8 protein-coding genes are annotated in these 11,784 nt (G+C 52.2%); 1 reads left to right on the forward strand and 7 read right to left on the reverse strand.

From position 1 onward, the window contains the following. Window positions 1-5: 5 nt before the first annotated feature. From glgX to asd, 3 genes are all read right to left on the reverse strand, one after another. On the reverse strand, window positions 6-1,982 hold the full coding sequence (gene glgX / locus FHD02_RS00475) for a glycogen debranching protein GlgX (RefSeq protein WP_220393440.1): 1,977 nt from the start codon (window positions 1,980-1,982) through the stop codon (window positions 6-8). After that, window positions 1,982-4,165 (reverse strand): 1,4-alpha-glucan branching enzyme, encoded by a 2,184-nt coding sequence (gene glgB / locus FHD02_RS00480; RefSeq protein WP_042311874.1) that lies wholly within the window; start codon window positions 4,163-4,165, stop codon window positions 1,982-1,984. Before glgB ends, glgX begins: the two co-directional genes overlap by 1 nt. Window positions 4,166-4,438: 273 nt before the next feature. After that, window positions 4,439-5,545: an aspartate-semialdehyde dehydrogenase gene (gene asd, locus FHD02_RS00485; RefSeq protein ID WP_069323790.1), complete on the reverse strand. Its 1,107-nt coding sequence runs from the start codon at window positions 5,543-5,545 to the stop codon at window positions 4,439-4,441. 190 nt (window positions 5,546-5,735) lie between these two features. On the opposite strand from asd, the gene yhgN reads away from it, so the two are divergent. Beyond that, window positions 5,736-6,329, forward strand: a complete 594-nt coding sequence (gene yhgN, locus FHD02_RS00490) for an NAAT family transporter YhgN (RefSeq protein ID WP_003023480.1) — start codon at window positions 5,736-5,738, stop codon at window positions 6,327-6,329. A gap of 38 nt (window positions 6,330-6,367) precedes the next feature. On the opposite strand, the gene FHD02_RS00495 is transcribed toward yhgN, so the two are convergent. The 4 genes from FHD02_RS00495 to gntK all read right to left on the reverse strand — a co-directional run bounded on the left by FHD02_RS00495 (window position 6,368) and on the right by gntK (window position 11,681). Beyond that, window positions 6,368-7,573 carry a DNA-processing protein DprA gene (locus FHD02_RS00495; protein WP_220393441.1) on the reverse strand — a complete coding sequence of 402 codons (1,206 nt, stop codon included), beginning with the start codon at window positions 7,571-7,573 and terminating at the stop codon, window positions 6,368-6,370. Next, window positions 7,570-9,669, reverse strand: a complete 2,100-nt coding sequence (locus FHD02_RS00500; protein ID WP_220393442.1) for a RecQ family ATP-dependent DNA helicase — start codon at window positions 9,667-9,669, stop codon at window positions 7,570-7,572. The genes FHD02_RS00495 and FHD02_RS00500 overlap by 4 nt, the downstream gene beginning before the upstream one ends. A 141-nt stretch (window positions 9,670-9,810) precedes the next feature. Further along, on the reverse strand, window positions 9,811-11,151 hold the full coding sequence (gene gntU, locus FHD02_RS00505; protein WP_032940610.1) for a gluconate transporter: 1,341 nt from the start codon (window positions 11,149-11,151) through the stop codon (window positions 9,811-9,813). After that, entirely contained in the window at window positions 11,151-11,681 is a 531-nt protein-coding gene (gene gntK, locus FHD02_RS00510; protein WP_003023475.1) for a gluconokinase, read from the reverse strand. Before gntK ends, gntU begins: the two co-directional genes overlap by 1 nt. Between the last annotated feature and the right edge of the window lie 103 nt (window positions 11,682-11,784).

Below are 11,784 nucleotides of genomic sequence, written 5' to 3' on the forward strand. Positions count from 1 at the left end.
CTTTTTTATCCTCTATGGAACACACACAGTCCGTGCGCAGGTCCCTGCCAGACAGCCGTAAGCACCGGATTGTCCTCTCCGGCAAATGGGGGAATAGCTCGCCATTCCCCTTCAGGTAAAACGATATCTGTCACCTCAAGCGTGGCGTTAATTGCAATCAGGAAACGGCCAGAAAGCAGGATTTGCATCTGCCTAGGGCCGTTTTGCCACTCATCCGCACTTAAGGGTTGTGCGTACTTATTCAGCCAATGAACATTGCCATCACCCTCTTCCCACCAGCAATCGCCTGTTAATGCGGGAATTTGCTGGCGAAGATGAATCAACGCGGCGGTAAATGTGGTTAGCCCACCGTTTGCCTGCTGCCAGTCCAGCCAGGTTAAGGCGTTATCCTGACAGTAAGCGTTATTGTTGCCGTGCTGGCTATGACCATGCTCGTCACCGGCCAGCAGCATCGGCGTTCCCTGTGAGAGCAACAGCGTGGTCAACAGCGCATGAATGCTGTCGCGCCGCCGTTCAATCAGGTCCAGCGTGCCGCCTAACCCTTCTTTACCATGATTATCACTGTAGTTATTGCTAGTGCCGTCGCGATTTTCCTCACCATTCGCTTCATTGTGCTTATTTGTGAAGCACACACAGTCACGTAGGGTAAAACCGTCATGCGCTGTCACCAGATTGACCGTGGCGCTGGGTTTGCGGCCATTGCGTTTAAACACGTCGCTGGAGGCGGCAAAACGCCCGGCAAATTCTCCCAAAGAGAGATTACGCTGGAGCCAGAAACGTCGCGTCGCATCGCGAAAATGGTCATTCCACTCGGCAAACGGCGGTGGAAAATTCCCCACCTGATACCCGCCTTCACCGATATCCCACGGTTCCGCAATCAGTTTGACGCGTGAGAGCAGCGGACAGTTTTTAATTGCAGTAAACAACGGCGCATCCTGACGAAACGTAGGCGTACGCCCCATAACGGACGCTAAATCAAAACGAAAACCATCCACGTGGCAAGTTTCAACCCAGTAACGCAGGCATTCACACGCGTACTCCACAACGCCGGGATGGCTCAGATTGAGGGTGTTCCCACAACCGGTCCAGTTGTAGTAATCGCCATCATCCCTGATCCAATAATAGCTACGGTTATCAATTCCGCGCAGCGAGAAGACGGGGCCTTCGAGATCCAGCTCGGCGCTGTGGTTCAAAACGATGTCGAGAATGACCTCAATCCCCGCTTTGTGTAGCGCTTTCACCGCATCACGGAACTCATCCAACGCGCTCTCCGGCGAGCAGGCGTAAGCCGGATGCAACGCGAACATAGCGACCGGGTTGTAGCCCCAGTAGTTCGACAAGCCCAGCCGCTGAAGACGCGGTTCGCTGGCGAAATGCGCCACCGGTAGCAGCTCAAGCGCAGTAATGCCAAGGCGCTTGAAATAGTCGATCATTACCGGATGACCCAGCGCTTTATAGGTCCCGCGAAGTTCTTCCGGCAGCTCAGGATGCAGATACGTCAGTCCTTTCACATGCGCTTCGTAAATCACGGTATTGCCCCACGGCGTGCGCGGCGCGGCATCGTCTTCCCAGTCATAATGGTCAGACACCACCACGCCCTTCAGCGCGATGGCGGCATTATCATGATGATCAGGTTCATTTAGCCCGCTGTGCAGCAGCGGGTTATCTTTTAACTCGCCATCCACCCGGCGCGCATAAGGATCGAGCAGCAGTTTCGCCGGGTTAAACCGGTGGCCCTGCTCTGGTTGCCACGGACCATGTACGCGATAGCCATAGCGCAGGCCCGGACGGGCGTTGGCCAGATAACCGTGCCAGACATCGCCGCTACGTCCCGGCAGGTCGTAGCGGAGTTCACAGCCTTGCTCATCGAATACACATAATTCAACGCGCTCGGCGTGGGCCGAGAAAAGCGTGAAATTAACGCCATGGCCGTCATACGTTGCACCATGCGGGGTGGCGTTGCCGGTTGCCAGATGCGTCATTACCCCTCCCGAACCAGCCAGATCGTCGCCAACGGCGGCAACGTCAGGCTCAGTGAGTGCTGGCGGCCATGACTGGCGATTTCATCGCTATGTACCGCGCCGCCGTTGCCGGTATTGCTACCGTGGTAATGCATCGAATCGGTATTGAGGATTTCACGCCATTTGCCCGGCTGATTGATACCGAAGCGATAGCCGTGGCGAGGTACTGGCGTAAAATTGCTGATAACGATAATTTCGTTTCCGGCTTTGTCACGACGAACAAAAATCAGCACCGAACGTTCTTTATCGTCAACCACCAGCCATTCAAAACCATAGGTGTCAAAGTCGAGTTCATGCAGCGCCTTGTGATGGCGGTAGGTATGGTTCAGGTCACGCACCAGACGTTGCACCCCGTGGTGCCAGTTATCGCCGCCTTCCAGTAAGTGCCAGTCCAGACTGACGTCGTGATTCCATTCACGTCCCTGAGCAAACTCGTTGCCCATAAACAGCAGTTTCTTACCCGGGAAGGCCCACATCCAGCCGTAGTAAGCGCGCAGGTTGGCAAACTTCTGCCATGCGTCTCCCGGCATGCGGTCGAGAATGGATTTTTTACCGTGCACCACTTCATCGTGCGACAGCGGCAGAACAAAGTTTTCGGTGTAGTTGTACAGCATGCCGAAGGTCAGCTTGTCGTGATGATACTGACGATAGACCGGATCCAGTTTCATGTAGTCCAGCGTGTCGTGCATCCAGCCGAGGTTCCACTTATACCAGAACCCTAAACCGCCCATGTCCTGCGGTCTTGATACGCCGGCAAAGTCGGTTGACTCTTCCGCCATGCTCACGGCGCCAGGCACCTGCTCGCCAAGAATACGGTTGGTATTGCGTAAAAATTCAATCGCTTCGAGGTTCTCACGACCACCAAATTCGTTCGGGACCCATTCCCCTTCTTTACGGCTGTAGTCGCGATAAATCATCGACGCCACGGCATCCACGCGCAGCGCGTCAATACCAAAACGTTCTATCCAGTACAGGGCGTTACCCACCAGATAGTTGCTGACTTCACGGCGGCCGTAGTTGTAGATCAGCGTATTCCAGTCCTGGTGATACCCTTCACGCGGGTCACTGTGCTCATACAACCTGGTGCCATCAAACTCTGCCAGACCAAAATCGTCCGACGGGAAATGGCCCGGCACCCAGTCCAGAATGACGTTCAGCCCCGCCTGATGCGCGGCATTCACAAAATAGCGGAAATCATCACGCGTCCCGAAACGACGGGTCGGCGCATACATGCCGGTTGGCTGGTAGCCCCAACTGCCGTCGAACGGATGCTCGTTAATCGGCAATAGCTCGAGATGAGTAAAGCCCATCCACTTGGCGTAAGGAATCAGTTGATCCGCCAGTTCGCGGTAGCTCAGCCAGAAGTTGTTATCAGTATGACGACGCCATGAACCCAGGTGCACCTCGTAGATAGAGATCGGCGCATCAAACTGGTTGGCTTTTTTGCGCTCCTCGCTTTGCACCACTTTTTCGGGCAGGCCGCAGATAAGCGACGCGGTTTCCGGGCGCATCTGCGCTTCGAAGGCGTAAGGGTCAGCTTTAATGCGCAACTTACCGTTAGCATCGATCATCTCGTACTTATACAGCTGACCATGCTGTGCGCCGGGAATAAACAGCTCCCAGATACCGCTCTCTTTACGCAGACGCATCGGATGACGACGGCCATCCCAGTAGTTGAACTGCCCGACCACTGAAACACGTTGGGCGTTGGGCGCCCAGACTGAGAAACGCGTACCGGTTACGCCATCCATGGTATCCGCATGCGCGCCCAGCGTTTCGTAAGGACGCAGGTGCGTACCTTCAGATAACAGCCAGGCATCCATATCCTGGATTAGCGGACCGAAACGATAAGGGTCATCAATCAGATTCTGCTGGCCATGCCAGACAACGGCTAACTGATAACGAAAGAAATTTTTACGGCGGGGAAGTACAGCACAGAAAAAACCGCGAGAGTCGAGGCAGTCCAGCTTGCCGACTTTACGTCCGGTTTTGGGTTCGATCACCCACACTTCTGTGGCGTCTGGAAGTAAGGCGCGGACTTCAAGTCCCGCGTCAGTTTGATGCATACCGAGTACGGAAAAAGGATCCGCAAAATGGCCTGCAATTAGCGCATTAATCACGTCTCTATCGATACGAACGGACATGGTTGTCATCCTGTTTTATGGTGTCACGCCTTCCAACTGATTTTCGACATCAGGTAGTGACACTTTTTTTGACCTGAACGGCGCAGCACAATTGTGCATCCTCTCTGCGTCGTCCCACCTTCAGGCAACAACTTAATACCTCCGGTACTAAGTCACCCTTAAAGAATAGCCAATGCTTTATCTTACTCCTGGTAAAAAATGAAACATCTGCGCTTACTCCTGTATTACGCAAAAAAAGGGGTGATTCCTCACCCCTTGATCGTTAACAAATTATTACGCCAACTGGCGCAGCATACGGCGCAATGGCTCCGCAGCTCCCCACAGCAACTGATCGCCCACGGTAAAGGCTGACAGGAACTCCGGTCCCATATTCAGCTTACGCAGACGGCCTACTGGCGTGGTCAGCGTACCGGTAACGGCCGCCGGGGTTAACTCACGCATGGTGATCTCCCGATCGTTTGGCACCACTTTGGCCCACGGATTGTGTGCCGCCAGCAGCTCTTCCACGGTCGGAATAGACACATCTTTTTTCAGTTTAATGGTGAACGCCTGGCTGTGGCAGCGCAGCGCGCCGACGCGCACACACAGGCCATCTACCGGGATCACAGCAGAGGTGTTGAGAATTTTGTTGGTTTCCGCCTGTCCCTTCCACTCTTCACGGCTCTGACCGTTATCGAGCTGTTTGTCGATCCACGGAATCAGGCTCCCGGCCAGCGGTACGCCAAAGTTATCAACCGGCAGTTCACCGCTGCGGGACAGGGTCGTCACTTTACGTTCGATATCGAGAATAGCAGAAGAAGGGGTCGCCAGTTCATCGGCCACATGGCCATACAAATGGCCCATCTGGGATAGCAGTTCACGCATATGACGTGCGCCGCCGCCGGAAGCCGCCTGATAGGTCGCCACGGAAACCCAGTCGACCAGGTCATTGGCAAACAGGCCACCGAGAGACATCAGCATCAGGCTAACGGTACAGTTACCGCCGACAAAGGTCTTAATACCTTTATTCAGACCGTCAGTGATGACATCCTGGTTAACCGGATCGAGAATGATGATGGCATCGTCTTTCATGCGCAGCGAAGAGGCCGCGTCAATCCAGTAACCCTGCCAACCGCTTTCACGAAGCTTTGGATAGATTTCGTTGGTATAATCGCCGCCCTGACAGGTCACGATGATATCGAGCGCCTTCAGCGCGTCCAGATCAAAAGCGTCCTGAAGCGTGCCGGTCGCGGTTCCACCGAACGTCGGTGCCGCCTGCCCGAGCTGGGAAGTAGAAAAGAAAACAGGGCGAATGGCGTCGAAGTCACGCTCCTCAACCATGCGTTGCATGAGAACAGAGCCGACCATACCGCGCCAGCCGATAAAACCAACATTTTTCATAGCGTTTTTTCCTGCGAAGATGTGTGCTGTGTATGTATGCCAGCGTCCTGGTGGCATATCCTTCACCATACAAAATGCAGCCAAAGTCGCAAGTGAAATTAATCAATGATAGCGAAGCCATCAGTAATGCGACTTATCCCGCTGCGCAAGCAAGCAGAAAGTCCGCGGTAATTATCAGGGAATTTGAGTTATGAATGAAATCATTTCAGCGGCAGTTTTATTGATCCTGATTATGGATCCGCTCGGAAATCTGCCCATTTTCATGTCCGTATTGAAACATACCGAACCAAAACGCCGCCGCGCGATTATGATTCGCGAGCTGTTCATTGCGCTGTTGGTGATGCTGATATTCCTGTTTGCGGGCGAGAAAATTCTGGCATTTCTTAACCTGCGCGCAGAAACCGTCTCGATCTCCGGGGGCATCATTTTGTTCCTGATCGCCATTAAGATGATTTTCCCCAGCGCCACCGGGAACAGCACCGGCCTGCCGGCAGGCGAAGAGCCGTTTATCGTACCGCTGGCAATCCCTCTGGTGGCCGGGCCGACAATCCTGGCGTCGTTGATGCTGTTATCACATCAGTACCCAAATCAAATGGGGCATCTGGTGATTGCGCTGCTCATCGCCTGGGGCGGGACATTTGTAATTTTGCTGCAATCTTCGCTGTTTTTACGTCTGTTGGGCGAGAAAGGGGTGAACGCGCTGGAACGTCTGATGGGATTGATTCTGGTGATGATGGCAACCCAGATGTTCCTCGATGGCGTACGGATGTGGATGAAGGGGTAATTTTACACGCTGCGCTTTTTGAGCGCAGCGGGCTTCTCTCATTGCGCCAGATAATAATCCGACTCAGGTAATTTCGTTACCACTCCTTCTTCTTTTGCTCGTCGCAGCCAAACCGTCAACTGTTCCAATGTAAGTCCTGTAACGTTTATCAAATTCTCCAGACTGATTGGCTCAGCCGCCAGAAAAGGAAGTTCACTTATGAACAGTTGGTAGTAGTCAACAGGAACCCGAGCCTGTTTTACTGCATACTCCACCACATTTTCTTGCAAAGCAAAGAGGTCGTGCTGAGACATCGAATTGATGTTACTGTCCGTTTTAGCCGCAGTCAGAAGCTGCTGACAATCAATCTCCTCGGCTCGTCCGGCACTCCACATCCCCCCCTTTTCAACTAATAACTCATTAGCTGATTCATCATCCTGAGTAGGTTTTATCCATACCGGCACCCACTGATTTTTTAAGGCCTCAAGAGCGCCAGTGACAGTTCCCCCCTTCAGACCCGCATGAACAACCATTGCGCTTTCCGAAAGGCAGTAAACATATTTATTTCGCGCCATCGCATTGGCGACACTAAAGCCAGCTTCTGGATAAAAAGGTGAGATCAGCACTAAATTGTCTGACATCAATCCGTTACGCCATTTTGGAGATGTTGTCGCTTTAAGCAAGCTATCGGTTAGTACGCCGATTGACCGTCCCCCACTCTCTAGCGCCGCTAGCATCGCGCCTTCATCGGTTCCTCTTGCCCCACCAGAAATCACTGTAATGCCCTGATGCGCAAGATTTGACGCGAGCTGTCGAGTAAATACCAGGTCATCCTCCGCAACCTTTCTCGACCCCACAATGGCGATACCGCCAGTCTGCAGTAACGCCTTATTACCGCAGCCAAAAAGCACGGGTGGGGAGTCATTACGCAAAATATTTTTTAACCGGACAGGATAGTCAGCATCCGCTCGGGTCAAAATCCACAAGCCTGCTCTTTGCCATTTATCAACTGCCAGAGCCAAGCTGTTACCGCGCCCAAGCAGGTTTACTATGCGATTCAGAGGAATACGCGGATCGTTCCAGCCAGTCAGTAATTTTTCTGGATTGGGGATCAATAATTCAGCAGGCGCTACACGTTGATGCTTCAGCCACAAAGCAAATCTTCCCCATTCAGTATTACTCAGCGGCTTATGCTCATTTGTTTTTGAGCTGGAGAAATAGCTGGTCAGCAAGAGTGTCGCTTGTGCAGTGGCTGTAAGATTCATCCATTTTTTACCGAAGTTGATGCCAGTGCGACAGGATAAACATCCGGACAGCCTGACTGTCTCAATAGTGCTGTCAGCACAGTTAACGTCCAGCCTGAATCCACTACATCATCTACGAGTAAAGCAGGACCAGCTGGCAATGGCTGACTAATTCTAAAAATACCATCAAGATTTTTACATTGATGATAGCGATTTTGCTGTAATTTCTGCGGATAATTGTCCATGACCTTATCGATAACATCAACAAAGGGCAAAGCAAGTTTTTCCGCTAAACGTTGGGTAAAATTCGGCACGAGATGTGGATGAGCTATCGAAGGCACACAACACACCCACGTCGGAGCGGGGTCAGGTAGCCAACGTTCGAGAATCATTTCTGCACAAGCGTCGACCAACTCGTCATGAAACCAACCAGCGTGCTTGCCCTCGGCAACCATTTCCCCCCAACCGGCATCACCCCAGCGAGATAAAATCCGACCTTCATGTCCCCGCATGTTGAGAGGAAAGTTACCTCTGAAGCCATAGTGTTCAAATGCGCCGGGCGCAACTTGCTTATTCAGAATTAAAGGTAAATCCGCATGCCTGACAAAAACATTCGCGCAATTAACCAGCACAGGATCCAAAGATGTATTCATTAATGGTCGCCGCAGGCAAGAACTACATTTCCCACAGCGTTCGGTTGTAGGTTCATCAAGCGCACGCCGAAGAAATAACATTTTGCATTCATCCGTAGCAATATAGCGCTCAACTTCAGATAACTCGCTGACTCTTTGTTCGGTCAGGTGCGCAATGCGCTGATGATCCATTGAAAAATGAACAGCTGTTCTGCGCCACAGTTTATCTTCATAAACAACAGGGGCAGGATTCTCCGTCACGAGTAATTTCAAGATTTTTTCAATCTGCTTATTACGCAAATTAGTATGAGCTTCAATATCGCGCAGCGTTAATCCATTATTCCCTTCCAGCACCTGTAAAACTTCCACCACTTGCTCTTCAGAAGGAAATGCGCTTTCACGGAAAAAATGATGAATAGCGCGATCCTCGATACCACTGAGCAATATACCGACAGCATGATTGATTCCACGCCCTGCACGCCCTACCTGCTGGTAATAGCCAATAATGGAGCCAGGCATTTGATAATGAATAACAAACCCTAAATCAGGTTTGTCATATCCCATACCCAGCGCCGTCGTCGCAACTAAAACCTTAATCTCATTAGTCAGCAATGATTGTTCGAGAAATTCTCGCGCAGAATTGGTGTCAGGGATTTCCGGTAGTGAAACGCCACTATAGTAAGCATAGGCGGTAATATCATTTTTCCGTAGCCATGCAGCGACGAGTTCCGCATCTCGGGTTGTAAGCGTGTACACAATACCCGAGCCAGTTAGTTGCGGAATTATTGTGACAAGCCATGCGAGGCGCGCGGGTTGATCGGCCAGCGATATCGCATCCAGGGCCAGACTATCTCGCGCTAAAGTCCCCCTTTGAATGATGATATCCCCTAATTGTTGGCGAATATCGTCAACGACCCGATTATTTGCCGTCGCCATCGTTCCCAATGCTGGCGTATTGGGCGGCAGCTGACGAAGAATATGCAGAATTTGGCGATAGTCCGGGCGGAAATCATGGCCCCAATCCGAGATACAATGGGCTTCGTCCACAACCAGCAAACCGATACGATCGGCTACAGGTCGTAAAACAGCCTCAATAAACTCCGAATTAGCCAGACGTTCAGGTGAGATAAGCAAGCAATCTAATTCATCACTCAGCAACCTTCCGGTAATTAAGTGCCACTCTTCCCTGTTAGCAGAATTAAGCGTTTCGGCTCTGATACCGAGTCGTTTTGCAGCAGCTACCTGATTACGCATTAAAGCCAGTAGTGGCGAAACGATAATTGTGGGTCCCAATCCTCTGTCGCGAAGAATTTTTGTACTGATAAAATATACGGCGCTTTTACCCCACCCCGTCCGCTGCACAACCAGTAGTTTTCTGCGCTGATTAACCAGAACATCAATCGCTTCCCATTGCCCATCTCTGAAGCAAGCGTCCTCACTTCCAAGCATCTGACGTAAAAGTAATTCAGCGCCGAGCCTATCCATAGCAATCTCCCTCAACAAAAGATGCTGGTATTTAGCCCAAAGGACGTACTGGAATTTGTGATAGAAATCAAAAAGTCAGGAAGGATTTAATGAATGCAATTATTGCTGCGAGGAAACTCGCAGCAATATGTAACAGCTTAACTAGCTCAGCAGCTGGAAAGCAATCATACCGACAATCGCGCCGACCGTGCCGAGGATAGTTTCCATCATCGTCCAGGTCTTCAGCGTTTGCGCTTCGGTCGCACCGGTGAATTTCCCGAACAGCCAGAAACCGGCGTCGTTAACGTGGCTGACGACGATTGAGCCGCCTGCGATACAGATAGACAGCGCCGCCATCTGCGCACCAGAGTAGTTCAGTTGCTCAATCACCGGCATGACCAGACCGACCGCCGTTAAGCAGGCCACGGTCGCGGAACCCTGAATGATACGTACCGCCGCCGCCAGCACGAAGCAGGTAATGGCAATGGGTAGCCCCATACCAGTTAACGCTTCCCCCAGTGCCGGGCCAACGCCGGAATCAACCAGCACCTGCTTGAACACGCCGCCCGCACCAATCACCAGCAGAATAATACCCGCCGGTTGCAGCGCGTGGCCGCAGATTTCCATCACCCGATCTTTTGCCATGCCCTGGCGCACTGCCAGGCCGTAAATCGCCACCAGACAGGCAACCAGAATCGCGGTAAACGGGTGACCGATAAACTCGAACCATTCGTAGGTTGAAGAACCAACTGGTACAAAGCGCGCGGCGATGGTTTTCAGGCCAACCAGTACTAACGGCAGCAGGATCAGCGCCAGACTGAAGCCAAAGGAGGGCATTTTGCCTTCGCCCAGATGCGGCTCGGTAATGTCTTCCGGTACATGCAGTTCAACGTAACGGCTGATGAAATTGCCCCACAGCGGCCCGGCGATAATCATGCCCGGAATGGCTGCGCACAGGCCAATCAGGATCATCCAGCCAAAGTCAGCGTGCATTTGGGATGCCAGCAGCATCGGCGCAGGTCCCGGCAGCAGGAACGCTGCGGCAGCCGCCACGCCCGCAAACAGCGGAATGACCAGCTTCACCAGGTTTGTGCCGGTGTGGCGCGCCATTGAGAACGCCACGCTTATCAGCAGCACAATCGCCACTTCAAAGAACAGCGGTAGCGCGCAAATCAGACCGGCCAGGCCAATGGCATAATGCGCGCGGCTGTGACCGAAAGATTTCAGCATCTTGACGGCAATCTGATCGACCGCGCCGGTCTCGTGCAAAATCTTGCCAAACATCGCCCCCAGCGCCACCACAATCGCCAGGAAGCCGAGCGTGCCTCCCATCCCTTTTTCCATGGTCGCCGCGATTTTATCAAGCGGCATACCGGAAAAGAGACCTGCACCAATGGACACCACCATCAAAGCAACAAAGGCATGCATACGCGCCTTCATCACCAAAAACAGCAGTAATAAAACAGACCCTACTGCTGTTAAAACAAGCGTTAATGTAGTCACTACTTACTGCCCTGGTTAATCACTTCAATGGTGCTAGCTACCACACCGTCCAGCGGCTGATCGATATCAACCACCAGAACATCATTTTCATTCGCACCTGGTTCTTCCAGCGCTTCGAACTGGGTTACCAGCATTTGCGTTTTGAAGAAGTGGCCTTTACGTGCCTTCAGGCGGCTTTCGATTACGTCGAAATCGCCCTTCAGGTAAATGAATGAAAGGTTCGGGTTACCGTCGCGCAGCTGATCGCGATAGACTTTTTTCAGCGCGGAACAGACGATCAGCGACACCTTATTGGTACGCTGCATCGCAAAGGCGGCGTCATTCAGCGCCTGTAACCACGGTTTACGGTCGTCATCGTTGAGTGGCTCACCGGAAGCCATTTTCATGATGTTGCTGCGCGGATGGAGAAAATCGCCATCAAGAAACGCGGCCTGCAGTTGATGCGCCACTTCGCTGGCGACAGCAGATTTACCGCTGCCCGATACGCCCATCAGAACGTAAACGTGGTGATCATGATTAGTCGTGCTCAAAGCGTTGCCCCCACTGGTACAAGAATCAGGAAATTGTTACGGGTAACTGTTATCGGTAACATTGTCCAGCCGGATAAATGGAGAAGCAATATCCATTCGTGCC

It is taken from the genome of Citrobacter sp. EC_71, from assembly GCF_019584005.1.
Classification (GTDB): Bacteria; Pseudomonadota; Gammaproteobacteria; order Enterobacterales; family Enterobacteriaceae; genus Citrobacter; species Citrobacter werkmanii.

Excerpts from the sequence above, each read along its gene's own strand:
- yhgN (WP_003023480.1), top strand. The coding sequence starts at position 5,736 with ATGAATGAAATCATTTCAGCGGCAGTTTTATTGATCCTGATTATGGAT.
- FHD02_RS00495 (WP_220393441.1), bottom strand. The coding sequence starts at position 7,573 with ATGAATCTTACAGCCACTGCACAAGCGACACTCTTGCTGACCAGCTAT.
- asd (WP_069323790.1), bottom strand. The coding sequence starts at position 5,545 with ATGAAAAATGTTGGTTTTATCGGCTGGCGCGGTATGGTCGGCTCTGTT.
- glgX (WP_220393440.1), bottom strand. The coding sequence starts at position 1,982 with ATGACGCATCTGGCAACCGGCAACGCCACCCCGCATGGTGCAACGTAT.
- FHD02_RS00500 (WP_220393442.1), bottom strand. The coding sequence starts at position 9,669 with ATGGATAGGCTCGGCGCTGAATTACTTTTACGTCAGATGCTTGGAAGT.
- glgB (WP_042311874.1), bottom strand. The coding sequence starts at position 4,165 with ATGTCCGTTCGTATCGATAGAGACGTGATTAATGCGCTAATTGCAGGC.